The organism is Idiomarina sp. ST10R2A5 (assembly GCF_051842325.1).
Classification (GTDB): Bacteria; Pseudomonadota; Gammaproteobacteria; order Enterobacterales; family Alteromonadaceae; genus Idiomarina; species Idiomarina abyssalis.
In genome coordinates this window covers 125,161-149,351 of sequence record NZ_JBNIEX010000004.1, presented here as the reverse complement: position 1 = coordinate 149,351, position 24,191 = coordinate 125,161, and the positions used below count along the sequence as shown (strand labels likewise).

Sequence of the window (24,191 nt, the reverse complement as noted above, 5' to 3'; positions counted from 1 at the left end):
AGCCGTTGTTCTAGACAAACGTTATAATGACGGCATGAACGATACCTTAATTATTCGTGAATTAGGCAGGCAGCCATACGAACCCGTATGGCATGCTATGCAACAATTCACCGACCAGCGCGACGAACACACTGCAGACGAGCTGTGGGTGGTTGAACATGACCCTGTGTTTACCCAAGGGCAGGCCGGAAAGGCCGAGCATATTCTGGCTCCTGGCGATATTCCCGTTATTCAAGTCGACAGAGGTGGGCAGGTAACCTACCACGGCCCGGGTCAGGTCGTTATTTATTTTCTTCTGAATATTCGTCGCCTAAATTACGGTGTCCGCCAGTTAGTCAATCAAATTGAAAACACGGTTATCGGGACTCTTGCCGATTACCGTATTGATGCTCAAGCTCGACGCGATGCTCCAGGTGTCTACGTTGGTAATGATAAAATTTGCTCGTTAGGGCTGCGTATTCGTAAAGGCTGTTCATTCCATGGGTTGGCGTTAAACGTCAATATGGATATGGAACCCTTTGCCCGGATCAACCCTTGTGGGCTGTCGGGCATAAAAATGATTCAAACCAAGGATCTCAATGGTCCTGAAAGCTTTAGTGAAGCCGCTAATGCAGTGATAAAACACTTCACTAGTTCAGTTTCCTACAGCAACATTCTTCAACAAACGGGACTCGCTCAAGATTATGTCAAAGCCAGTTAGAGTTGAACCTGGTGTCAAAATGCGTGACGCCGATAAAATGGCACTGATACCAGTACAAATTATTCCCACAGAACGCGACCAAATGTTGCGTAAGCCGTCGTGGTTGAAGGTGAAGCTCCCTTCTTCAACTGAGCGTATTGATGAAATTAAACAGGCTATGCGCAGCCATGGCTTGCATTCTGTTTGTGAGGAAGCTTCCTGTCCAAATTTACCGGAATGTTTTAACCACGGTACGGCCAGCTTTATGATTCTGGGTGATATTTGTACACGTCGTTGCCCATTCTGCGATGTTGCTCATGGTCGCCCTCTTCCGCCCGACCCTGAAGAAGCTGAAAAGCTGGGGAAAACGATTCGCGACATGAAAGTGAAGTATGTCGTTATTACCTCAGTTGATCGTGATGATTTACGCGATGGCGGGGCACAGCATTTTGCCGATTGTATTCGTGAAATACGTAAACACAGCGAAAACAACATTCAGGTTGAAGTACTTGTACCGGACTTTCGTGGCCGTATGCAAGTCGCGCTTGATATTCTGAAAGACGAAGCACCTGATGTGTTCAACCACAACCTTGAGACTGTGCCACGCCTTTATAAAGCGGCTCGTCCGGGCGCAAACTATCAATGGTCTTTAGATTTGCTGCAAAAATACAAAGAGGCTCGCCCTGATATACGCACTAAATCAGGGCTGATGGTTGGCCTTGGAGAAACCAAAGAAGAAATACTGGAGGTTATGAAAGACCTCCGTGCGCATGATGTCGACATGTTGACTATCGGCCAGTATTTACAGCCTAGCCGCCACCATATTCCGGTTGCCCGCTATGTTCACCCGGATGAATTTGAAGAGCTGCGCGTTGCAGGTGTTGAAATGGGCTTCAGCCATATTGCCAGCGGTCCGCTAGTACGTTCTTCTTATCATGCCGACTTGCAGGCAGCGGGTGAAACTGTACGTTAATTAGGAAGCTTGACCATGAGCCTTTTACTGTGGTGTTTACTCATTGCCGGAGTCTTGCCTATTTTAGCCAAGGCTCCTGTGGTTTATTTTCAGAATCGCGACAACGGTTACGACAATAAACATCCCAGAGCTCAGCAACAGCGCTTACTTGGGCGAGGCGCCCGCGCTGTTGCAGGTCATTACAATGCCTATGAAGCTTTCCCGTTATTTGCCGCTGCAATTCTAGCTGCTATAGCCACTTCTCAGGTAACCGAAAGAATTGAGTTTCTGGGCGTTTCATTCATTGTGTTAAGAGTGCTTTACCACATTGCGTACTTAAGCAACTACGACAAGTTACGTTCGCTCATCTGGTTTCTGGCAACACTTTGTCCGGTGCTTATCCTGGCTCAAGTAGCACTCTCTGTATAGTCTTCTTACACGGCAGTTATTGATGTTTCCGTAATAACTTCAAATAAAGCTCTGGCCATAGTCCGGTATTGTGCTGCTCCATCGCCGTTCTGACATTTACCGGACGCCAAGCTTGTTTATCACTAATAGCATTGCAGGTGTCAGCTTTAAAAAGTCCTATATCGCGACTTTCCGAGCTGCCCAGGCGCCACTTCTCCCCTTCTTGCTGGGCTATTTCTTTCCATGAAGGTATTTCACTTTTCCATGGTAAGTTGTCATAGATGTCCCGTATTTGGTCGCTGGAATAGTACTTAGCATGGCCAGAAACAATAATATTTAAACTTTCATGCTCATAATGGCCGTTGCAAAATTTCCGAGCCAGAGACTCCGACATGGCATACTCATCGGCAAAGCCCAGCCAATGCCCTAGCTCATGTTGAATAACTTTTTCTGAGCTATCGGGGGTCAATGTCAATGTTCGACTGTCCGCACTCGCAATCCCCTTATCCGCCAATATCACTGTTCTGTCAGCTACTTTATCTGAACGACAACTTGCTCTACCGCGCTCATCACCAATAGTGCATGATAATTCCTCGTCCAGAGCCCAACCGATGCACCAGTTACTGGTCGTAAAAGGGGAGTTTTTTACGGCCGATAAAAAATCAAGGTAGCGCTTTTTTGCGCTTTGATTAGCCGCTATCACTTTAATACTTATATCGCAGTTATCATTTTTCTGGTAACGCTCAAGTAACGCAAACTTTTGCTTTAACCAGGGTTCATCGGCACTTTGCCAACGGTGCTGCCACTGTCCTATTGAAATGTTATCGTCTGTCAGTTCAGTCATTGCAACTTGCCGCTTAGCGGCGGGGTCACCAGCAGCGACAGCCAATTTTAACCAGTCGTCGTTAGCTTTAGGAAAAGCAAGAATTAAGCTCTCGATGGCAGGAGAATACTTTTGTTTGGCAGAGCGCTGCCACCAGTAATGAGCGGCAGTTCGATTTTTGTCTTGCCAATAACGGTTAGCTAATTGATATTGCGCTTTCGCATTACCTTTATGCGCTGACCAGTTCAATGTTTGCTGTGAATTAAAGACCTGATGAGACCAGCTACTTATAACCAAAAAAGCAGAAAGTACTAACAGCCGTCCTTTCATCAAATGGCTCTTTACCGGTTTAATAACGCGTGACGAATACGCGTTAACTCAACCGACGCATAACGGTGCTCAACAAACTCATAAACATTCGTCATTAAAGCCAGTTTAAAATAATTCATAGCTTCCAGCTGATCACCTTTTATCTGCATATACTTTCCCAAATAAAAGTAAGCTTCACATAAACGCTCTGTCAGTTTTTCAGAATCACCCAAGTTACGGGTCATACGTTCTAAAAAAGCCTCTTTAGAAAGCTTATCCGCATACAGTTGCGTAATCTGATAACCCCATTCGCTTTTATCAAGCTTTTCAGCATTTTCTTCCAGACTAATCTGCGCCTGCTCCGGATCATTTTCATATTCCGCTAAAAATAGCCAAATAACCCGGTAAGGGTCTTCCGGTTCTTTCTCCAAATGATACTCTAAGTCTTCCTGAGAAAGCTCGGTTCTTGCATCGTAGTACTCAGCTATTCCTCGATTCAAATAAGCGTAACGATGCTCGGGATCCAACTCAATTGCTGAGTCAAAAGCTTCGTACGCGTAATCGAATTCTTCTAACTGTGTGTATTGAATACCTAAAAAATTATAGGCATCCGCTAGTCTCGGGTTATATTCCAACGCACGGGTGAAATCCATTCTGGCCAGAGTTCTTAGTCCGACAGCATCGTATAGGGCGCCACGGCGATAATATAGCTCTGCTCGTTGTTCCTGGGTTAAATCCTCTCCCAACATCTGAGCAATACGCGCGAGCTCTATTTCATAACGAAATTCTGCGCGCTCAGGCTCTGCAAGCACAACATTGTCCGGCAATTGATTAACTGAATTTTGCGACGCACACCCGGTCAACGCTCCTAACAACAAAAGAGCTCCGATGAATGCACTACTTGTTCGCACCTGCATAATATTTCCTTTGAATAAACCTATAGCTCTATTACAGCACACTCGAAGCCAAACAGGCAAAAGACAGACATAAAAAAACCCCGTTTAAACGGGGTTTTTAACAAAGCTTAGAGAATCTTTACGATTATTCTTCGCTTTTGTTTTCTTCTTCAGCAGCTGGTTCTGCAGGAGCTTCAGTTGCTGGCTCCTCTTTTTTCTCAGCAGCTTCTTTCATGCTCAGACGGACACGACCCTGGCGATCAATTTCCAGTACTTTAACCGGAACGACATCACCAACTTTCAGGTATTCGTTTACGTCATTAACACGTTCTTCTGCAATTTGAGAAATATGAACTAAGCCGTCTTTCCCTGGTAACACAGTAACAAACGCACCGAAGTCTACGATACGCGCTACTTTACCCTGGTAAATTTTACCTACTTCAACATTAGCCGTTAACTGCTTGATTTTCTCAATAGCGGCGTCGGCATCTGCCTGATCGCTTGCTGCAACTTTAATGGTACCGTCATCACCAATCTCAATGTTGGTATTGGTTGATTCGGTCAGCTCACGAATGACCGCTCCACCTTTACCGATAACGTCTTTGATCTTGTCCTGATCAATTTTGATAGTGGTAAAGCGAGGCGCATAAGTAGAAAGCTCTTCACGGTGACCGCCAATGGCTTCGTCCATCACTTTCAGAATGTGTAGGCGAGCTGATTTAGCCTGCGCTAATGCACTTTCCATGATGTCGCGAGTGATACCATCAATTTTAATGTCCATTTGCAACGCAGTAATACCATCGGTGTTACCGGCTACTTTAAAGTCCATATCACCTAAGTGATCTTCATCACCAAGGATATCGGAAAGAACAACGTGCTTGTCGCCTTCTTTAACCAAGCCCATAGCGATACCCGCTACAGAAGACTTAATTGGCACACCAGCGTCCATTAACGCCAATGAAGAACCACAAACAGAGGCCATTGAACTTGAACCGTTTGATTCGGTAATTTCTGAAACCACACGAATAGTGTAAGGGAATTCATCGTGGCTAGGCATAACTGCCTGAATACCACGTTTCGCCAAACGACCATGACCAATTTCACGACGTTTTGGCGATCCAACCATACCCGTTTCGCCAACACAGTATGGAGGGAAGTTATAATGCAGCATGAAGCGATTTGTGTTCATACCAGTCAGCTCGTCAATCATCTGAGCATCACGATCGGTACCTAAGGTAGCAGTTACCAACGCCTGAGTCTCACCACGGGTAAACAATGATGAACCGTGAGTACGCGGTAATACACCAGTAGCGACACTAATAGCACGAACCATGTCAGGGTCGCGGCCATCGATACGCTTTTCACCAGCAATAATACGGCTACGTACAATGTCACTTTCCAGGTCGTGGAAGATTTTGCCGGCTTCTTCTAAATCGACGTTTTCATCTTCAGCAGTTAGCTTCTCGACCATCTGCTCTTTAACTTGGTCAAGCTTACCTTTACGTTCTGCTTTGTCGGTAGTGCGGTAGGCTTCGCCAATACCTTGCTCTGCCAATTCACGAACTTTGGTCTGCAAGCTTTCATCTTTTGCAGGAGCCTGCCAGTCCCACTTCTCTTTGCCTGCTTCTGCAGTAAATTCAGTAATGGCTTTAATAACGTCCTGCATTGCTTCGTGACCGTACATAACGGCACCAAGCATTTGGTCTTCAGACAGCAACTCAGCTTCTGATTCAACCATTAATACGGCTTTATCCGTACCCGCAACCACAAGATCCAGCTTGGAGTTTTCTAACTCGTCGGCGGTTGGGTTTAGTACGTATTCATCATTAACCACACCAACACGTGCTGCGCCAATTGGGCCTGCAAAAGGAGCACCAGAAATGGATAAAGCTGCTGACGCGCCAATTAAAGCGACGATATCAGGGTTAATCTGAGGGTTTACTGAAACAACAGTAGCAACAACCTGTACTTCGTTCATGAAGCCATCTGGAAATAATGGACGAATTGGTCGGTCAATTAAGCGACTGGTTAACGTTTCGTTTTCGCTAGGACGCCCTTCACGCTTAAAGAAACCGCCAGGAATTTTACCGGCTGCGTAAGTCTTTTCTTGGTAATTGACTGTTAACGGGAAAAAGTTTTGCCCTTCACGTGCTTCTTTTTTGGCAACAACAGTGACTAAGACTGTTGTATCATCGATGCTGGCAAGTACAGAACCAGTCGCCTGACGTGCTATTACGCCAGTTTCTAATGTGACTGTATGCTGACCGTACTGAAATTGTTTAGTTATTGGATTCACGTTTCTTTCCTTTACCTTCAAAATATAGAGTATCCGGATTGATACTCGTCTTCTCTCTTTATTTATCTCGTCGCATAGTATAAGGGAATTGTGACAAAATTAAGACCCATAAGCCTAAAAAGAATACAAAAAAAGGGCCAAAAGGCCCTTTTTAAAAATTCTTTATGCGTTGGAGTGTCTTAGCGACGGATACCTAAACGCTCAACAAGTGCTACATAGCGTTTTTCGTCTTTACGCTTCAGGTAATCAAGAAGCTTACGACGACGGCTAACCATACGTAACAGACCACGACGTGAATGGTGATCTTTCTTATGTGATTTAAAGTGGTCTTGTAATTCAGCCAGGTTTTTTGTCAAAAGCGCAACCTGCACTTCAGGAGAACCCGTATCGTTCTCGCCTTGACCAAATTCTTTTACAATCTCAGCTTTCTGTTCAACAGTTAGTGACATGATAACTCCTAAGTTTGTCAAAATGATCGACGCCAATCACTAATTCAGCGTCGATATGAAGGTGGCGATTATACCCACCTAACAACACAAAAACAACTATAAATCAGCATACTCAAGAGCAATAACGCGACGCGGCCATAATTCCATATTTTTCACCCGGCCAACGCCTAAAAACTGAGACTTCTCATTAAGGACCCGCCACTCTTCGGCTTCATTTGCATCACTTACTGGTAAAGGAATAGGCTGCCCATGAAGAAAGTCTCTGGTCTGTGCCTGAGTTACTGTAATCTTTGGCAGTTCGCCTAACAGCAGATCAGCTGGTTGCAACAAATCATCCAGCGTAGACTCGCCCTGCTCTGCCGCTTTTTCCAACTGCTCCGGCGTCACCATGGTCGATTCGTTAATATCGGCCACCGCATTACGATGCAAACTGGAAACGTGTGCGCCACACCCCAAAGCCTGACCCAAATCATCCACCAGCGTCCGAATGTACGTACCTTTGCTGCAACTGACTTGAAGAACGACCTTATTTCCCTCGACAGCCAACAACTCTATAGAGTGTATTGTAATTTCGCGTGTCTTTTTGGGAACCTCAATACCGCGCCGAGCGTAATAATACAAAGGTCGGCCTTCATGCTTTAACGCTGAATAAATAGAGGGTGATTGCGCTTGCTTACCAATAAAGTCCTGAATTACCTCGGCAATATGTTTAGCATCAACCGAAACCGGTTTTTCTTCAACAACTTCGCCTTCGGCGTCGCTCGTAGTCGTTCGGACGCCTAACAAAGCTTCAACCCGATACGCTTTATCGGCATCAAGTAAGTACTGTGAGAACTTTGTCGCTTCTCCCAGGCAGATGGGCAGAATTCCAGTGGCTAAAGGATCGAGGGCTCCGGTATGACCGGCTTTTTGTGCATTATACAGGCGCTTAACATGCTGCAGGGCATGGTTTGAACTCATGCCCTGCGGTTTATTCAATAAAACTACGCCCGTGACTGCACGGCCTTTGCGTAGACGAGCTTTAGACATTAATCGTCTCCGCTGTTTTCACTGCTTTTTTTATCTCGCTCGCGTGCTTCTGCAACCAGCTTACCCATTCGAATACCTTCATTTAACGAGGCATCGTGCTGGAATTTAAGTTGCGGAACTATGCGTGCCTTAATGCGTTTACCTAATAAAGAACGAATAAAGCCTGACGCTTCATTTAGCACTTTTAACGCCTGCTTAACTTGTTCAGGGTCATCTTGAAAAAAGGTAACGAACACCTTGGCATAAGCTAAATCGCGAGAAACTTCCACATCGGATACTGTGACCATGCTAACGCGAGGATCTTTTATCTCGCGCTGCAGGATCATAGCGATTTCTCGTTGTAGCTGGTGCCGTACCCTTTCGGTACGGCTAAACTCTTGTGCCATAAATTACTGTGTCCTTGATTAAAGCGTACGTTCTATCTGGACTGTTTCGAAGACTTCAATTTGGTCGCCTTCTTTGACATCGTTGTAGTTCTTAACACCGATACCACATTCCATGCCGTTACGAACTTCCTGAACGTCATCTTTAAAGCGACGCAGTGATTCAAGCTCACCTTCGTAAATAACAACGTTGTCACGTAATACGCGAATTGGTGCTGAACGTTTGACGATACCTTCAGTTACCATACAACCGGCAATTGCACCGATCTTAGGTGATTTGAAGACATCGCGAACTTCTGCCAGACCAATGATCTGTTGTTTGAACTCAGGCTGCAGCATACCGCTCATCGCTGCTTTAACTTCGTCAATCAAGTCGTAAATGACGCTGTAATAGCGCAAATCTACACTTTCTTGCTCAACCAGTTTTCTAGCGGCCGCTTCGGCACGAACGTTAAAGCCAACAACAATCGCATTCGATGCACTGGCAAGAGAAATATCTGTTTCAGTGATACCACCAACACCGCTACCAATGATGTTCACTTTCACTTCATCAGTCGACAGCTTAGTCAGAGCATCAGAAATCGCTTCCAATGAGCCTTGTACGTCTGACTTGAGGACAATGTTCAGTTCAGCAACGTCACCTTCAGCCATGTCCGCAAACATGTTTTCCAGTTTCGCTTTTTGCTGTTTCGCTAATTTCACATCACGGTATTTACCCTGACGGTAGTTAGCTACTTCACGTGCTTTACGCTCGTCCTTAACAACCGTTGCTTCGTCACCTGCCTGAGGAACACCGGACAAGCCAAGTATTTCTACAGGAATTGAAGGACCGGCCTCTTTAATTTCTTTACCGGTTTCGTCACGCATGGCACGAATACGTCCGTACTCAAGGCCACAAAGAACAACGTCACCTTGCTTCAACAAGCCGCGCTGAACAAGAACCGTCGCTACTGGTCCACGACCACGGTCCAGACGTGATTCAACCACGATACCTGAGGCCATGCCGGTTTTTTCTGCGCGTAAATCCAGTACTTCAGATTGCAACAGAATTGCTTCTAGCAGCTCGTCAATGCCTTCACCGGTGTGAGCTGACAGCGGAATAAACTGCACGTCACCACCCCAGTCTTCCGGAATGACTTCCAGCTGAGACAGTTCGTTTTTCACACGATCCGGATCTGCGCCTTCTTTATCCATTTTGTTTACAGCGACCACCAGAGGTACGCCAGCTGCTTTCGCGTGCTGAACCGCTTCTTTGGTCTGTGGCATAACGCCGTCGTCCGCTGCAACAACCAAAATAACAACATCGGTTGCGCCGGCACCACGTGCACGCATCGAGGTAAAGGCAGCGTGTCCCGGAGTATCAAGGAAGGTTACCATTCCGTGACCGGTTTCTACGTGGTATGCACCAATATGCTGGGTAATACCACCCGCTTCGCCGGATGCGACTTTCGCTTTACGAATGTAATCCAGTAACGACGTTTTACCGTGGTCAACGTGACCCATAACCGTTACAACCGGAGCACGAGGTGCTTCTTCACCACCTTCATGGCGGTCAGAAAGCACTTCCTCTTCCAACGCGTTGTCTTTGACAAGCGCGGGCTTGTGTCCAAGCTCTTCAACAACTAAGGCAGCTGTGTCCTGGTCAAGAATTTGGTTAATCGTGACCATCTCGCCCATTTTCATCATGGTCTTGATGAGCTCACTGGCTTTAATTGCCATACGATTGGCCAGTTCGCCAACAGTAATGGTTTCGCCAATTTTTACATCACGCTCGACCGGCTGCGCTGGCTTATTAAAGCCCTGTTGCAATGATGAGCCACGACGAGCACCTTTACGACGCTTCTCGCGACGCGGTGTTTCATCACTTTCTTCATCTTTGCGACGACGTTTTTTGCCGCGCTTGCGACTTTTACGTTCTTCGTCGAAGTCCTGCGCGTCTTCAGCTTCCTGAGCTGTAGAAGACGTTGTAAAGTGCACATCTTCCTGCTCTTGCTGCTTACGTTTCTGCTCTTCTTCTTCCCAGCGTTTTGCATTTTCTTCAGCTAGTTTACGAGCTTCTTCCGCTTGCGCTTCCGCTTCTTTTTCGGCCTTTTTACGGGCTTCTTCTTCCTGCTGACGCTTCAGCTTTTCGGCTTCTGCTTTCGCTTTGTCTGCCGCTTCACGTTCTTCAGGTGTCATCGCTGCACGTTTCTCAGCTTCCGCCTTTTGACGTGCCTTCTCTTTTTCTTTACGCAGTTTCTCTTTTTCAGCTTTTTCTTTCTCAGCTTTTTCGCGCTCTACTTTAGCTTTCGCTTCAGCTTCTTTGCGCTGCTTCTCTTCTTCGCGTTTTTGCTCTTCTTCGCGAAGTTTTGCTTCTTCTGCTTCTTTTTCTTTGGCTAAGCGTTCTTGCTCTTCACGTTCCTGCTCTTCACTCGCCGAACGTTTGACATAAGTGCGTTTTTTGCGCACTTCTACCTGAACGGATTTAGAATCTCTTCCGCCGCCAACACTTAACGTACTTTTCGTTTTACGCTTTAAAGTCATTTTGCTGGGTTCAGAGCTGCCGCCACCGCCATGCTGACGGTTCAAGTGAGCCAGTAATTTCTGTTTTTCATCTTCATTAACAGAATCACCCGCTTTCTTGGTCATGCCCGCTTCAGCGAACTGCTGAACCAGACGATCAACTGTTGTACCGACATCTTTGGCCAGCTTATCGAGCGTTACTTCTTCCATAGTCTGTTGTACCTCCGCTGATCGTTCTACTGTTCTTCATTGAACCAGCAAATATTGCGGGCTTTCATAATTAAATCGCCAGCCTGCTGTTCATTTAGTTCTTCAATATCGGCTAAGTCGTCAACGCCCTGTTCCGCTAACTCTTCCAGGCTGGTCACACCCTTGCTGGCTAACACATAGGCCAGGTGGCGATCCATTCCTTCAAGATTCAACAGCGTTTCATCTGGTTCAGCCGATTCCAGAGATTCTTCTGTAGCTAAAGCTTTCGTCGTTAAATAAGCACGCGCTCTGCTACGCAATTCTTCTACGATATCTTCGTCCATTCCTTCAATATCAAGGAACTCCGCGACCGGAACATAAGCAACCTCTTCTAACGAAGAAAAGCCTTCGTCAACAAGCACGGTTGCAAAGTCTTCGTCAATATCTAAGGTTGAAACAAACAAGTTCAATAAACGCTGAGCTTCTGCTTCGTTTTTCTCATTGAACTCGTCTTCTGTCATGACATTCAATGTCCAGCCAGTTAACTGACTGGCCAGGCGAACGTTCTGTCCACCTTTACCGATTGCCTGCGCCAGGTTATCAGCCGCTACGGCGATATCCATTGTGTGTGCGTCTTCGTCAACAACAATAGAAGCAACTTCTGCAGGAGCCATTGCGTTAATTACAAACTGTGCCGGGTTATCGTCCCAAAGCACGATATCCACACGCTCACCGCCCAGCTCGCCGGAAACAGCCTGCACACGCGCACCGCGCATACCGACACAAGCGCCAACCGGATCGATGCGTTTATCATTGCTCTTCACTGCAATTTTAGCACGAGAACCCGGATCGCGGGCAGCGCCACGCAACTCAATCATTTCTTCGCCAATTTCCGGTACTTCGATACGGAAAAGTTCCAACAAGAAATTAGGGTTGGTTCTGCTAACAAATAACTGTGCACCACGGGCCTCGGGACGCACGTCATAAAGCAAGCCACGAATTCGGTCACCGGGGCGTACCGACTCACGCGGTAACATTTCATCGCGGTAAATAATAGCTTCAGCGTTACTACCTAAGTCGAGGATAACGTGCTCACGGTTTGCTCGCTTAACGATACCGCTAACCATTTCGCCCACCTGATCGCGATATTCATCCACGACTTGTGCGCGCTCTGCCTCGCGTACTTTCTGTACAATAACCTGTTTAGCGGTTTGTGTCGTAATACGGTCAAACTGAATTGAGTCAATTTGCTCTTCTACGTAGTCCCCGGCTTGAACCGATGGGTCTTCATATTGCGCTGCTGACAAGCTAATTTCACGGTAAGGGTGTTCTAACCCTGTGTCCGTGTCTTCAACAACTAACCAACGGCGAAAGGTATCGAATTCGCCAGTATTGCGATCGATATCGATACGAACCTCAATATCACCGTCGTATTTTTTCTTGGTCGCATGAGCCAATGCTGACTCTAAAGCTTCAAATATTTTTTCGCGTGGTACCGCTTTTTCGTTTGAAACCGCTTCTGCGACTAACAGTATTTCTTTACTCATGAGTGCTGCCTCGCCAACGCAATCTTTTAATCAAATGTTGGAACCAGGTGAGCGTTTTTCACATCACGCATATTCACCTGAAGAGTATCGTTATCTACGGAAAGGGTCAGTTCTTCCCCCTCAACCGCTATCAATTTCGCTTTGAACTTCCTTTTGTTCTTCTGTGCCGCTACTAACTCAAAAGCAACGGTTTCATTCACGTAAGGCTGCATTTGTTCGGCATTAAAAAACGGTCTTTCCATTCCCGGAGAGGACACTTCCAGGTTGTATTCAACGTTAATCGGGTCTTCTACATCTAATAGGGAACTGACCTGATAACTGACATCCGCACAGTTATCCACACTAATTCCTTCCGGATGATCAATGTACACTCGTAACGTCGAAAACTTACCGGCGCGGACAAACTCCACACCCCATAATTCGAAATCCAGAGCTTCTACTGCTGGCCGAATCATATCGGTTAACCGTTCTTGCAAATTTGCCAATTACTGCCTCCTGAAACAAAAAAAGGGCGCAAGCGCCCAGTGTTCTGGCTATCCTAAGATAGCTAAGGCCGCATAGCAAAAAGCCCCGAGCTGCTGCGGGGCTTTCTGAACACTGGACCCTTTGTCAGTTATTTTAGCAAAAGCGCCGACTAATGCGAAACGCTGCTACTAAAATTGGTTGCGGGGGCAGGATTTGAACCTACGACCTTCGGGTTATGAGCCCGACGAGCTACCAGACTGCTCCACCCCGCGTCCGAAACTTGTTGCACATTATACGTATTTTTCGTTTATTTTCAACCTCTGACGCAACAATCAGAGTGCTAATTTTGGTGCAGAAGGCGGGACTTGAACCCGCACGCCCGTAAGAGCACTACCCCCTCAAGGTAGCGTGTCTACCAATTCCACCACTTCTGCAAAATTTTTAGTCGATTGGCGGTACGTCAGATTCAGGATCTGATTCGTCTTCCGCTGGAGGCAACTGTTGCTCTTCTTCAGGTACTGACAAGTCCGAGAAGTCTGTTGAGCTTTCGTCCGTAGAGGTCGATAAGTTACCCAACACCAAACTCAGAATAAAAAAGACTACCGCCAACCCTGCCGTAGCGCGTGTCAGAAAGTTTCCTGAACCTGAAGAGCCGAAAACAGTGTTCGATGCGCCTGCACCGAAAGATGCGCCCATACCTGCGCCTTTGCCTTGTTGTAGCATAATGAAGCCAATTAAGACTAAAGCAACAACGAGAAATGCAATCATTAAAATTTCGTACATAATTTTACCCTTGAGCAGCCTGGCAGATAGCAACAAAGTCTGATTCTTTCAAACTCGCCCCACCTATCAAACCACCATCAATGTCTTTTTGCGCAAATAATTCGGCAGCGTTATCAGCTTTAACTGAGCCACCGTACAATAACGGTATTTTCTCACCAATCGCGCCAAATTGCTCTACCAGTAACGTCCTTAGTTTTGCATGAACGTCCTGTGCTTGTTCCGGTGATGCTGTTTCTCCGGTACCGATTGCCCAAACTGGCTCGTAGGCCAAAACAACTTTCCCGGCTTCTTCTTTAGGAAGGTTTGCCAACGCAGCTTTCGCTTGTTCCGCTACAACCTTCCAGGTATTCCCCTCATCGCGCTGAGCTTTATTTTCGCCAACACAAATTACTGCTGTCATACCTGCATTGACGGTCGCCAGTGCTTTCTCGTTTACCTTGTCGTCTGTTTCTGCAAACAATTGACGACGTTCTGAATGCCCGACTAGCACGTAGCTAACGCCAAACTCCTGCAGTTGAGTTGTCGAGGTTTCGCCTGTATAGGCTCCACTGGCATGTTCAGAAACATTCTGTGCACCAATGGCAATGTCATCATAATAACATTGACTTGCCAACTCACTGATAAGGGTAAACGGAGGACAGACTACTATCTTAACCTTCTGAAGCTGGCTAAGTTTCTCTCGCAACGCCACCGACATCGTTTTCGTTAGCTCGCGATTTCCGTTCATTTTCCAATTTGCAATCACTAGTGATGCATTAGGCATAGTTTGTCCTCTACTTCAGAGCGCGGGAATAGTAGCGAAACACTCGCCAACTTACAAGCGAGATTTTCATCGCTGCCCGCTAACTGTTTAATTTGTAGCCGCTTCAACTTCGTTCGCTATTTGTTGAGCAAAGGCTTTTACCTTAGCTTCGTTTTCGCCTTCAACCATTACCCGAATTAAAGGCTCAGTGCCCGACTTCCGTAAAAGTACCCGACCACTGCCCGACAGCGCTTTTTCAACTTCTCGTACCGCACTTTTAACATTCGCCGATTCTAAAGGCTGCTTATCGCTGTCAAAGCGGACATTGATAAGAATTTGTGGCAACTTATGAAAATCGCAGCTTAATTTTTCCAGGGACTTTTGTTCCTGATACATAGCTGCCAGTACCTGCAGTCCGGCAACAATACCATCACCGGTAGTGTGGTGCTGACGGTTAATCACATGGCCCGAATTTTCACCGCCAAGGTACCAGTCTCGCTTAACCAGTTCTTCGATAACATAGCGATCACCGACTTTTGCCCGGACAAAGGGAATACGTCTTTTATCGAGTTCTTTTTCCAGGGCAAAGTTTGTCATTAGTGTGCCGACAACACCTCCTTGTAACTGCCCCTGATTCTGTGCAGTCACAGCCAGCATATAAAGGATTTCATCACCGTCAATTGGGCGACCATTTTCCGTCACCATCATGATCCTGTCACCATCACCGTCCAGAGCTATGCCTAAATCCGCTTTAGTCTCCAGTACCTTTTTCTGTAATGCCTCCAGGTGAGTTGCGCCGCATTCTTTATTGATGTTAAGGCCGTTAGGCTGAGTACCAATTTCAGTCACTTCAGCACCAAGTTCACGAAGCACATTAGGCGCTATGTGATAGGTCGCACCATGCGCGCAATCGACGACAATGTGTAACCCTTCCAGAGTCATTTCGTTAGGGAAAACACTTTTACAGAACTCGATATAGCGACCAGCGGCATCATTTATTCGCTTAGCACGACCCAGCTCTTCTGAAATCACACAATCCATTGGCTCATCTAACAGACGTTCAATTTCCAGCTCTACGGCATCTGGAAGTTTGTGTCCGTTGTCAGCAAAAAACTTTATGCCGTTATCGTAATACGGATTATGCGATGCGCTAATAACAATACCGGCCGCGGCTCTGAATGTCCGTGTCAGATACGCAATGCCGGGAGTGGGCATAGGGCCTAAGAAATCCACACCGACACCGGCTGCAGCCAGTCCGGCCTCCAAAGCTGACTCCAGCATATAACCGGAAACCCGGGTGTCTTTACCAACCAATACGCGGCTGGTACCTTTTGCGGCCAGCACTCGGCCAGCAGCCCAGCCAAGCTTTACGGCAAACTCAGGGGTTATCGGGAACTGCCCGACTCGTCCGCGCACGCCATCGGTGCCAAAATATTTACGCTCACTCAAAGGTGCTCTCCTTCTAAAGTTGCTGCAACCACTTTCATTGCATCAACTGTCTCCTTAACATCATGAACGCGAATTATACGTGCTCCTTTCATAGCTGCAATGGTTGCAGCTGCTAAACTGCCGGCTAATCTGTCTTTAACTTCACGTCCCGTAACGTGGCCAATCATGCTTTTTCGCGACATTCCGACTAACAAGGGTAACTGTAATTCGTGAAACGCCTGTAGCCTTTGTAGCAACTGGTAATTATGTCGTTGAGACTTGCCGAACCCAAAACCAGGATCCAACCAAATTCGCTCTCTGCCAATACCTGCTTGCTCACAGGCAATAATACGCTCTTGCAAAAAAGCCTTAACATCACAGACAACATCGTCGTAGTCTGGGTTGTGCTGCATGCTTCTAGGCTCTCCCTGCATATGCATTAAGCAAACTTTTGCAGAGGTTGATGCCAAAGCTTTCAGGGCGCCCTCTTCTCGTAATGCATTTACGTCATTAATGATATTTGCGCCGACCTTTATAGACTCAGTCATAACAACCGGTTTAGTGGTATCGACAGAAATTGATACGTCAAAACGCTGCCGTACCGCCTCAACTAAAGGAATGACTCTATCGAGCTCTTCTTGTTCCAGGACAGCTAGTGAGCCGGGCCGAGTTGACTCCCCACCAATGTCTATCATATCAGCACCATCACTTATCAGCTGCGCCACGTGATCAATCGCATCATTTAAGCGATTGTATTCACCTCCGTCTGAAAATGAGTCCGGCGTAACATTAACAATACCCATAACTTGCAAAGGGTTGGGGTTTTTAGGCATAACTCGGCTCCGCTAATTGCTGTTTCTTATTCTTACAAAAAAGCCACCTCTCGGTGGCTTTTAAAAAGAGTCAACTTTAAGAAGTTGCATCTCCGGGCTTATCGACATTGATGGGTCGTTCAGGCCGCTCTTCGTTATCATCTGCCTTGGCAGCGCCGCCATCCGAACCATTGCCACCACTGTCTCTGTCGTCCCAATCTTTCGGCTGACGAACATCTCGGCGATTCATCAAGTCATCAATTTGGTCGGCATCGATAGTTTCATACCGAACCAACGCATCTTTCATTGAATGAAGGATATCGACGTTCTCTTCCAACAGTTTTTTCGCCCGTTGATAGTTACGATCAATAACCGACTTCACTTCTTCGTCAATAGCTCGTGCCGTGTCATCAGACATATGCTTATGCTGAGTTACTGAACGCCCAAGGAAGACTTCATTTTCATCTTCAGCGTAAAGTAATGGTCCCATCTTTTCAGACAAGCCCCACTGAGTGACCATTTTGCGAGCAATTTCTGTTGCACGCTCAATGTCATTTGACGCGCCGGTAGTGACTTTCTCGTCACCAAAGATAATTGCTTCGGCCAGGCGACCACCAAACAAGCTAGAAATCATGCTTTCAAGATGTTGCTTACTGTGGCTCACTCTATCCTGCTCTGGTAAGTACATAGTGACACCCAATGCACGACCGCGCGGAATAATCGATACCTTATAGACAGGGTCATGCTCTGGTACCAGACGACCCACAATAGCGTGACCAGCTTCATGATAAGCCGTCATAGCTTTCTCATCGTCCGTCATAACCATTGAGCGGCGCTCAGCACCCATCATGATTTTGTCTTTAGCTTTATCAAACTCTTCCATTGAAACAACACGCTTGTCGCCACGCGCGGCAAACAATGCGGCTTCGTTGACTAAGTTCGCTAAATCGGCTCCGGAAAATCCTGGCGTACCACGAGCAATCAGCTCTGGCTTAACATCGTCGCCTAGAGGTACTTTGCGCATATGCACTTTCAGAATTTGTTCACGACCGCGCACGTCTGGCAAACCAACAACAACCTGACGGTCAAAACGTCCCGGACGCAACAGTGCAGGGTCTAATACATCTGGACGGTTAGTTGCAGCGATAACAATAATGCCTTCGTTGCCTTCAAAGCCATCCATTTCAACCAGCATTTGGTTCAGTGTTTGTTCACGTTCATCGTGTCCACCACCAAGCCCGGCACCACGTTGGCGACCTACGGCGTCAAGTTCATCAATAAAGATGATACAAGGAGCCGACTTTTTAGCTTGTTCAAACATATCACGAACACGAGAAGCACCAACACCAACAAACATCTCAACGAAGTCAGAACCAGAGATACTAAAGAACGGCACTTTTGCTTCACCGGAAATGGCTTTAGCTAATAAAGTCTTACCCGTTCCCGGAGGACCAACCATAAGCACGCCTTTAGGAATTTTTCCGCCCAAACGCTGGAACTTAGAAGGGTCTTTCAGGTAATCAACTAATTCTGACACTTCTTCTTTAGCTTCATCGCAACCAGCAACATCTTTAAATGTTGTTTTTGATTGCTCTTCGTTCATGAGCTTCGCTTTACTCTTACCGAACGACATGGCGCCACGACCACCGCCGCCTTGCATTTGACGCATGAAGAATATCCATACACCAATAAGCAACAGCATTGGGAACCACGAGATAAAGATTGACGCAAGAATACTCTGCTCTTCAGGTGGGGTACCCTGAGTTTCTACATCGTTTGCCAACAAGTCATCCAAAATTTTCGGGTCATACTGAGTTGGCACAACTGTTTTATAAGATTGACCATTGCGAGTCATACCTGAAATAGTGCGTCCATCATCACCAAATTCAGCACGACGGATATTGCCATTGTTAACCTGAGACACAAATTCATTGTATGTCATGGTCGCCGATGTCGTTCCGCTCGGACTGAAGCTCTGAAAAACGCTCATCAGTACGACGGCTATCACAAGCCACAAGATGAGATTCTTTGCCATATCGCTCAAAGCCTATTACCTCTATTAAAAATCAACTACCCAACAGGGTACTACAGTTTATAATCTGTCGCTACCAAGTAGACCTCTCTGGAACGTGCCCGGGAGGACTCTGGTTTTCTGGTTTTCACATTGTTAAATGCCGCACGCATGTCTTTTAGGAAAGGTTCAAAACCCTGTCCCTGAAACACCTTTACGACAAAACTCCCGCCAGGCTTTAAAACCTGGTGACACATATCCAGCGCCAGCTCTACTAAATACATAGAGCGAGCCTGATCTACCGTACCATTACCACTCATATTTGGTGCCATATCCGACAGCACAACATCAACATTTTTACCACCAATACGATCAAGCAATGCATTTAATACCGCTTCTTCTCTAAAGTCGCCCTGGAGGAAATCGACTCCGACGATTGGATCCATCGCCAAAATATCGCAGGCAATAACCTGACCATCTCCGTTAAAGTAGTCAGCTACGTACTCAGACCATCCTCCGGGAGCAGCACCTAAATCAACGACAGTTTGACCCTTTTTGATCAACTTATCTTTTTGCTGCATTTCCTCTAACTTAAAAACAGCACGAGAACGGAGTCCTTTCTTCTGTGCTTTTTGGACAAACTGATCGTCAAAATGTTCTTTCAGCCAGCGTTGACTGCTCACACTGCGTTTTTTTCCCATAATTTAACGAAGTTTCCTTAATTGTCTGGCCTGAATACCTGATCTGGCGTTACAATGTTAAAAAATCAAGCTCTAAAACGGATATTATCGAATGTCATTAAGTAATAAGCAAAAACAACATTTAAAAGGTCTGGCACACCCGTTAAAGCCAGTCGTACTGCTTGGGGCTAACGGCCTGACTGAAGGTGTTCTTGCAGAAATTGAGCAGGCACTTGATCACCACGAACTGATTAAAGTAAAAGTTCCGGAAGAAGACCGTGAGCTCAGAAAACAAATTATGGCCACTATTGTACACGAAACCGGTGCTTCTGAAGTGCAAATTATCGGTAAAACGCAGGTGATATACCGACCAGCCGAAGAGCCTAAAATTCGCCTTCCCCGCGGCTAGTCTCTTTTGCTCGCAGGCGTTAGCGACAATGCTTTAGCGACCAGCTCCAACGCCTGCGACTTTTCCATCCACTTGTCTTTAGTCGAAAAGTAGACATCCAGCATCACTTCCAGGCATTGTTCGTCGCTTTCCAGGTTGTAGGCTTTTAGGAAAGGCTCTATTTTTCGATGGGCTTTTAGAAATTCAAGTCGACGTTTACGCTCTTCTTCTGCAACACTGCTTTTCACATAATCTGGCTGAGTATAGGAATAGGTTGGTTCGTGCAAAGTATAGCCCGGTGCGAAAAACCAATTTAAAGAAATTCGTTCCTGCAGTAACTTTCGAATAATCTCAGCAAAGGGTATTTTGTTGCTGCGCTTTCTATTGGCATAGTCGTTAGGCTTTTTTCCTAGCCACAGAGAAACGTCTTTATAGGTTCCTTTCTGCGAAACCAGCTTTAAACGTTCAAAGCATTCCGTAACCGTTAATTCATCAAGTGGTGTGTATTGAGGTGTTTGAGATGTTGGTGACGTTTCCTTGTCCATTGCAGCTCTTCTTTTGTTGATTTAATGTTAAAAATCCAGTTGAACTGCGAACTATACAATAACAAGTACAAAAAACAAACGACTCGACGTATAAAAACAAAAAGGCTGGTAAACTTTCGTTTCCAGCCTTTTTATTACGAGTTTTAGTATTACTTATATTCTACAGCAACCACTTCGTACTCAACTTCACCATTGGGTGTAGTTACTGTTGCAATTTCGTCAATTTCTTTACCAATTAATGCGCGAGCTATTGGCGAGTTCACAGAAATTAAATTTGATTTAATATCAGCTTCATCGTCACCCACGATCTTATAGGTCACTTCTTCATCCGTTTTTGTATTGTAAACGGTGACCGTTGAACCAAAAATAACTTTTCCGTTATTTGGTACTTTAGTGACATCAATAATTTGTGCATTGGAAAGTTTTGATTCAATTTCCTGAATACGGCCTTCACAAAAACCTTGCTGCTCACGCGCCGCGTGATATTCAGCGTTCTCTTTTAAATCTCCGTGCTCGCGTGCATCAGCTATAGCTTCAACAATACGTGGGCGCTCTACCGTTTTTAAACGCTTGAGCTCATCACGTAACAATTGCGCGCCATGTTCCGTCATTGGAATCTGGTTCATATTAACGACACCCTTTTATGTAATTCTTGTACCGAACTGACTCGAGCTCGATCATCCGCTGTATTTGCTTTAACTGTCGCAAATGCAGCATTCAACGTTGTAGTATAAATCACTTTATTCAACAGTGCTTCACGACGAATATAAACAGAGTCTTCTATCGCACGACGCCCTTCTACCGTATTGATAATATAACTATATTCACCATTTTTTATGGCATCAACGATATTTGGTCGTCCTTCTTGCAGTTTATTAACGATACTGCAGTCTATACCTTCTTCACCAAGCATCTTCGCCGTACCTCGTGTCGCTTCCAGGCTAAAGCCTAAAGCTAATAAACCACGAGCCAGGTCCATTAAACGTTGCTTGTCACTGTCTTTTACTGAAATCAGGGCCTTTCCTTTTTTCGCTAATGCTTCACCCGCACCAAGATTTGCTTTGGCATAAGCTTCTTCAAAGCTTTCACCTACACCCATAACCTCACCGGTTGAACGCATCTCCGGGCCACGGATTGGATCCACACCCTGGAACTTAGCAAAAGGAATAACCACTTCTTTTACCGAGTAATACGGTGGAATAATTTCTTTCACATAGCCCTGCTGCTGCAGTGACTGACCCACCATAACCCGCGCAGCGACTTTCGCTAATGGAACGCCTGTTGCCTTAGAAACAAAAGGTACGGTACGTGCCGCTCTTGGGTTTACTTCAATAAGGTAAATTTCTTCGTCTTTTACAGCAAACTGAGCATTCATCAAACCATTTACGTTCAGCTCAAAAGCTAGCTTGCGCATTTGTTCGCGCAGTTGTGCCTGAATGATATCGCTTAAAGAATAAGGTGGTAATGAGCAAGCTGAGTCACCTGAGTGAACCCCTGCCTCTTCAATATGCTGCATGATACCGCCAATAAGCACATCCTTACCGTCACAAATAGCATCGACATCCACTTCAACCGCATTATCAAGGAAACGGTCCAGCAGTACCGGTGCATCGTTAGATACTTTGACCGCATCGGTCAAATAACGTTGCAAGTCGGCTTCATCATAAACAATTTCCATAGCCCGGCCACCCAATACGTAGGATGGGCGCACAACCAACGGATAACCAATACGCTTAGCTTCCGTTAATGCCTCGTTAAAACCGGTTACCGTTGAGTTTTCCGGTTGTTTTAAGCCAAGGCGACGCACTGCGGTCTGGAATCTTGAGCGATCTTCTGCTCGGTCGATAGCATCGGGTGATGTACCAATAATCGGAACACCGTTTGCTTCAAGTTCGCGAGCTAACTTCAATGGTGTCTGGCCACCGTACTGGACGATAACCCCTTTTGGCTTCTCAATGCGTACAATTTCCAGTACGTCTTCAAGAGTAATCGGCTCAAAGTAAAGGCGATCAGAGGTGTCATAATCCGTTGAAACGGTCTCTGGGTTACAGTTCACCATAATGGTTTCATAACCATCTTCGCGTAAAGCCAGTGAGGCATGCACACAGCAATAATCGAACTCTATACCCTGCCCTATGCGGTTAGGCCCACCGCCAATAACCATTATCTTGTCTTTATCCGACGGTGCCGATTCGCACTCTTCATCGTAACTTGAGTACATATAAGCAGTACCCGAAGCAAACTCCGCCGCACAGGTATCAACTCGTTTATAAACGGGATGAATTTTAAACTTGTGACGCTTTTTACGGACTTCTGCTTCGCTGACGTGTAAAACATCAGCAATTCTTGAATCGGCGAAACCGCGCCGCTTCAATACCGTCATAACCTCAGAAGTCAGTCCGGCCAAGCCAAGCTCATCAACTTCTTTTTCAAGGTTAACCAGCTCTTCAATTTGAATCAGGTACCACTCATCAATTCGTGTCAGTTCAAACACTTCTCGAACGGTCATGCCCAAGCGGAATGCATCGGCGATATACCAAATTCTTTCAGCGCCAGGCTCTTTAAGCTCACGGATAACTTTAGAACGAGCGTCTTTTGAATCAATCTCAACAATGGGATCAAAACCCGAAGCACCAAGTTCTAAACCTCTTAGAGCCTTTTGCATTGACTCCTGGAAGTTACGCCCAATAGCCATCACTTCACCAACCGACTTCATTTGCGTGGTCAGGCGGTCATTACAGTTAGCAAATTTTTCAAAGTTGAAACGTGGGATTTTTGTCACAACGTAGTCAAGTGCAGGCTCAAATGAAGCGGGCGTTCTGCCGCCTGTTATTTCATTTTCAAGCTCATCCAGGGTGTAACCAACGGCGAGTTTGGCAGCAACTTTAGCAATTGGGAAGCCTGTGGCTTTTGAAGCCAGTGCAGAAGAACGCGATACCCTGGGGTTCATTTCGATGATAACCATACGCCCGGTATCAGGGTTAACCCCGAACTGTACGTTTGAACCACCAGTTTCCACACCAATTTCGCGCAATACCGCCATGGCAGCGTCACGCATAATTTGGAACTCTTTGTCTGTCAACGTCTGGGCAGGCGCAACCGTAATTGAGTCACCGGTGTGAATGCCCATAGGGTCAAAGTTTTCAATAGTACAAACAATGATGCAGTTGTCGCTTTTGTCGCGCACAACTTCCATTTCGTACTCTTTCCAGCCCAATAACGATTCGTCAATTAACAACTCATTAGTTGGCGATAAGTCCAGACCACGACGACATATTTCTTCAAATTCTTCGCGGTTATAAGCGATACCGCCGCCGCTGCCACCCATAGTGAAAGACGGACGAATAATACAAGGGAAACCCAATCGGCTAAGTACATCGAAGGCTTCATCTAAGCTGTGTGCCATTTCAGCGTTAGGTGTCTCAAGTCCAATTGCTTTCATCGCTTTGTCAAAGCGGTCACGGTTCTCGGCTTTATCAATAGCGTCTGCATTGGCGCCAATCATTTCCACTTTATAACGTTCAAGTACGCCGTGTCGGTCAAGATCCAAAGCGCAATTCAAAGCCGTTTGCCCACCCATGGTCGGTAAAACAGCATCAGGACGTTCGCGCTCTATAATCTTCTCGACCACTTCCCAGTGAATTGGCTCAATATAAGTGGCATCGGCCATTTCCGGATCGGTCATAATGGTAGCGGGGTTAGAGTTAACCAGAATTACCCGGTAACCTTCTTCGCGCAGCGCTTTACACGCTTGAGCTCCAGAGTAATCAAACTCACACGCCTGGCCAATAACAATCGGGCCTGCGCCCAGAATCAGAATACTTTTAATGTCGGTACGTTTTGGCATAAAGTCGCTCTATCTGTCCTTTCGCTAC

General features: G+C 46.2%; 22 protein-coding genes and 2 tRNA genes. 4 read left to right on the top strand and 20 right to left on the bottom strand.

The window, feature by feature from the left end; genetic code table 11:
- Positions 1-34: 34 nt before the first annotated feature.
- The 3 genes from lipB to ACP7FG_RS06900 are packed head-to-tail and all read left to right on the top strand — an operon-like array spanning position 35 to position 2,060.
- Complete coding sequence (gene lipB, locus ACP7FG_RS06910) at positions 35-700, top strand: lipoyl(octanoyl) transferase LipB (RefSeq protein WP_054487083.1); 666 nt, start codon at positions 35-37, stop codon at positions 698-700.
- Positions 684-1,652 carry a lipoyl synthase gene (gene lipA / locus ACP7FG_RS06905; protein ID WP_054487081.1) on the top strand — a complete coding sequence of 323 codons (969 nt, stop codon included), beginning with the start codon at positions 684-686 and terminating at the stop codon, positions 1,650-1,652. The genes lipB and lipA overlap by 17 nt, the downstream gene beginning before the upstream one ends.
- A gap of 15 nt (positions 1,653-1,667) precedes the next feature.
- A complete protein-coding gene (locus tag ACP7FG_RS06900; protein WP_199494430.1) occupies positions 1,668-2,060 on the top strand; it encodes an MAPEG family protein in 393 nt (130 codons plus the stop codon).
- Between the two features lie 16 nt (positions 2,061-2,076).
- On the opposite strand, the gene ACP7FG_RS06895 is transcribed toward ACP7FG_RS06900, so the two are convergent.
- The 17 genes from ACP7FG_RS06895 to rlmE all read right to left on the bottom strand — a co-directional run bounded on the left by ACP7FG_RS06895 (position 2,077) and on the right by rlmE (position 19,404).
- Positions 2,077-3,192: a peptidase gene (locus ACP7FG_RS06895; protein ID WP_439225928.1), complete on the bottom strand. Its 1,116-nt coding sequence runs from the start codon at positions 3,190-3,192 to the stop codon at positions 2,077-2,079.
- Between the two features lie 11 nt (positions 3,193-3,203).
- The gene (gene nlpI / locus ACP7FG_RS06890; protein WP_271331546.1) at positions 3,204-4,088 is read right to left on the bottom strand and encodes a lipoprotein NlpI; all 885 of its coding nucleotides are present in this window, start codon (positions 4,086-4,088) and stop codon (positions 3,204-3,206) included.
- A gap of 124 nt (positions 4,089-4,212) precedes the next feature.
- Positions 4,213-6,363, bottom strand: coding sequence for a polyribonucleotide nucleotidyltransferase (pnp, locus tag ACP7FG_RS06885; RefSeq protein ID WP_199494427.1), 2,151 nt, complete (start codon positions 6,361-6,363; stop codon positions 4,213-4,215).
- A 179-nt stretch (positions 6,364-6,542) separates the two neighbouring features.
- Positions 6,543-6,812 (bottom strand): 30S ribosomal protein S15, encoded by a 270-nt coding sequence (rpsO, locus tag ACP7FG_RS06880; protein WP_054487070.1) that lies wholly within the window; start codon positions 6,810-6,812, stop codon positions 6,543-6,545.
- A gap of 96 nt (positions 6,813-6,908) precedes the next feature.
- Entirely contained in the window at positions 6,909-7,841 is a 933-nt protein-coding gene (gene truB / locus ACP7FG_RS06875) for a tRNA pseudouridine(55) synthase TruB (protein ID WP_439225926.1), read from the bottom strand.
- Positions 7,841-8,227: a 30S ribosome-binding factor RbfA gene (gene rbfA, locus ACP7FG_RS06870; protein WP_054487065.1), complete on the bottom strand. Its 387-nt coding sequence runs from the start codon at positions 8,225-8,227 to the stop codon at positions 7,841-7,843. The genes truB and rbfA overlap by 1 nt, the downstream gene beginning before the upstream one ends.
- 18 nt (positions 8,228-8,245) lie before the next feature.
- Positions 8,246-10,936 (bottom strand): translation initiation factor IF-2, encoded by a 2,691-nt coding sequence (gene infB / locus ACP7FG_RS06865; protein ID WP_054487063.1) that lies wholly within the window; start codon positions 10,934-10,936, stop codon positions 8,246-8,248.
- Between the two features lie 26 nt (positions 10,937-10,962).
- Positions 10,963-12,462, bottom strand: coding sequence for a transcription termination factor NusA (nusA, locus tag ACP7FG_RS06860; RefSeq protein WP_439225925.1), 1,500 nt, complete (start codon positions 12,460-12,462; stop codon positions 10,963-10,965).
- A gap of 26 nt (positions 12,463-12,488) precedes the next feature.
- Positions 12,489-12,947, bottom strand: a complete 459-nt coding sequence (gene rimP, locus ACP7FG_RS06855) for a ribosome maturation factor RimP (protein WP_054487058.1) — start codon at positions 12,945-12,947, stop codon at positions 12,489-12,491.
- A gap of 175 nt (positions 12,948-13,122) precedes the next feature.
- Positions 13,123-13,199 (bottom strand) — tRNA-Met (locus tag ACP7FG_RS06850).
- A 75-nt stretch (positions 13,200-13,274) separates the two neighbouring features.
- Positions 13,275-13,361: transfer RNA gene (locus ACP7FG_RS06845), tRNA-Leu, on the bottom strand.
- 7 nt (positions 13,362-13,368) lie between these two features.
- The gene (secG, locus tag ACP7FG_RS06840) at positions 13,369-13,710 is read right to left on the bottom strand and encodes a preprotein translocase subunit SecG (RefSeq protein WP_054487056.1); all 342 of its coding nucleotides are present in this window, start codon (positions 13,708-13,710) and stop codon (positions 13,369-13,371) included.
- A gap of 4 nt (positions 13,711-13,714) precedes the next feature.
- Positions 13,715-14,473, bottom strand: coding sequence for a triose-phosphate isomerase (tpiA, locus tag ACP7FG_RS06835; RefSeq protein WP_439225924.1), 759 nt, complete (start codon positions 14,471-14,473; stop codon positions 13,715-13,717).
- 87 nt (positions 14,474-14,560) lie between these two features.
- Positions 14,561-15,901, bottom strand: a complete 1,341-nt coding sequence (glmM, locus tag ACP7FG_RS06830) for a phosphoglucosamine mutase (RefSeq protein ID WP_054487051.1) — start codon at positions 15,899-15,901, stop codon at positions 14,561-14,563.
- Positions 15,898-16,713, bottom strand: coding sequence for a dihydropteroate synthase (folP, locus tag ACP7FG_RS06825; RefSeq protein ID WP_439225923.1), 816 nt, complete (start codon positions 16,711-16,713; stop codon positions 15,898-15,900). The genes glmM and folP overlap by 4 nt, the downstream gene beginning before the upstream one ends.
- A gap of 76 nt (positions 16,714-16,789) precedes the next feature.
- Entirely contained in the window at positions 16,790-18,736 is a 1,947-nt protein-coding gene (gene ftsH / locus ACP7FG_RS06820) for an ATP-dependent zinc metalloprotease FtsH (RefSeq protein WP_439225922.1), read from the bottom strand.
- 41 nt (positions 18,737-18,777) lie between these two features.
- On the bottom strand, positions 18,778-19,404 hold the full coding sequence (gene rlmE / locus ACP7FG_RS06815; protein ID WP_054487046.1) for a 23S rRNA (uridine(2552)-2'-O)-methyltransferase RlmE: 627 nt from the start codon (positions 19,402-19,404) through the stop codon (positions 18,778-18,780).
- Positions 19,405-19,495: 91 nt separating this feature from the next.
- Between rlmE and yhbY the strand changes: the two genes are divergently transcribed.
- The gene (gene yhbY / locus ACP7FG_RS06810) at positions 19,496-19,792 is read left to right on the top strand and encodes a ribosome assembly RNA-binding protein YhbY (protein ID WP_054487044.1); all 297 of its coding nucleotides are present in this window, start codon (positions 19,496-19,498) and stop codon (positions 19,790-19,792) included.
- Here yhbY and ACP7FG_RS06805 read toward each other — a convergent pair.
- The 3 genes from ACP7FG_RS06805 to carB all read right to left on the bottom strand — a co-directional run bounded on the left by ACP7FG_RS06805 (position 19,789) and on the right by carB (position 24,163).
- A complete protein-coding gene (locus ACP7FG_RS06805) occupies positions 19,789-20,316 on the bottom strand; it encodes a hypothetical protein (RefSeq protein ID WP_439225921.1) in 528 nt (175 codons plus the stop codon). The two genes, yhbY and ACP7FG_RS06805, sit on opposite strands and share 4 nt — an antisense overlap.
- 149 nt (positions 20,317-20,465) lie before the next feature.
- The gene (gene greA, locus ACP7FG_RS06800) at positions 20,466-20,942 is read right to left on the bottom strand and encodes a transcription elongation factor GreA (RefSeq protein WP_054487040.1); all 477 of its coding nucleotides are present in this window, start codon (positions 20,940-20,942) and stop codon (positions 20,466-20,468) included.
- Positions 20,939-24,163, bottom strand: coding sequence for a carbamoyl-phosphate synthase large subunit (gene carB / locus ACP7FG_RS06795; RefSeq protein WP_054487038.1), 3,225 nt, complete (start codon positions 24,161-24,163; stop codon positions 20,939-20,941). Before carB ends, greA begins: the two co-directional genes overlap by 4 nt.
- Positions 24,164-24,191: the final 28 nt, after the last annotated feature.

What these genes read in the sequence shown, in the direction of transcription:
- lipA (WP_054487081.1), top strand. Translation starts at nt 684, where the DNA reads ATGTCAAAGCCAGTTAGAGTTGAACCTGGTGTCAAAATGCGTGACGCC.
- nlpI (WP_271331546.1), bottom strand. Translation starts at nt 4,088, where the DNA reads ATGCAGGTGCGAACAAGTAGTGCATTCATCGGAGCTCTTTTGTTGTTA.
- ACP7FG_RS06895 (WP_439225928.1), bottom strand. Translation starts at nt 3,192, where the DNA reads ATGAAAGGACGGCTGTTAGTACTTTCTGCTTTTTTGGTTATAAGTAGC.
- tpiA (WP_439225924.1), bottom strand. Translation starts at nt 14,473, where the DNA reads ATGCCTAATGCATCACTAGTGATTGCAAATTGGAAAATGAACGGAAAT.
- secG (WP_054487056.1), bottom strand. Translation starts at nt 13,710, where the DNA reads ATGTACGAAATTTTAATGATTGCATTTCTCGTTGTTGCTTTAGTCTTA.
- folP (WP_439225923.1), bottom strand. Translation starts at nt 16,713, where the DNA reads ATGCCTAAAAACCCCAACCCTTTGCAAGTTATGGGTATTGTTAATGTT.
- truB (WP_439225926.1), bottom strand. Translation starts at nt 7,841, where the DNA reads ATGTCTAAAGCTCGTCTACGCAAAGGCCGTGCAGTCACGGGCGTAGTT.
- rbfA (WP_054487065.1), bottom strand. Translation starts at nt 8,227, where the DNA reads ATGGCACAAGAGTTTAGCCGTACCGAAAGGGTACGGCACCAGCTACAA.
- nusA (WP_439225925.1), bottom strand. Translation starts at nt 12,462, where the DNA reads ATGAGTAAAGAAATACTGTTAGTCGCAGAAGCGGTTTCAAACGAAAAA.
- yhbY (WP_054487044.1), top strand. Translation starts at nt 19,496, where the DNA reads ATGTCATTAAGTAATAAGCAAAAACAACATTTAAAAGGTCTGGCACAC.
- rpsO (WP_054487070.1), bottom strand. Translation starts at nt 6,812, where the DNA reads ATGTCACTAACTGTTGAACAGAAAGCTGAGATTGTAAAAGAATTTGGT.
- carB (WP_054487038.1), bottom strand. Translation starts at nt 24,163, where the DNA reads ATGCCAAAACGTACCGACATTAAAAGTATTCTGATTCTGGGCGCAGGC.
- infB (WP_054487063.1), bottom strand. Translation starts at nt 10,936, where the DNA reads ATGGAAGAAGTAACGCTCGATAAGCTGGCCAAAGATGTCGGTACAACA.
- ACP7FG_RS06900 (WP_199494430.1), top strand. Translation starts at nt 1,668, where the DNA reads ATGAGCCTTTTACTGTGGTGTTTACTCATTGCCGGAGTCTTGCCTATT.
- lipB (WP_054487083.1), top strand. Translation starts at nt 35, where the DNA reads ATGAACGATACCTTAATTATTCGTGAATTAGGCAGGCAGCCATACGAA.
- ACP7FG_RS06805 (WP_439225921.1), bottom strand. Translation starts at nt 20,316, where the DNA reads ATGGACAAGGAAACGTCACCAACATCTCAAACACCTCAATACACACCA.
- rlmE (WP_054487046.1), bottom strand. Translation starts at nt 19,404, where the DNA reads ATGGGAAAAAAACGCAGTGTGAGCAGTCAACGCTGGCTGAAAGAACAT.
- greA (WP_054487040.1), bottom strand. Translation starts at nt 20,942, where the DNA reads ATGAACCAGATTCCAATGACGGAACATGGCGCGCAATTGTTACGTGAT.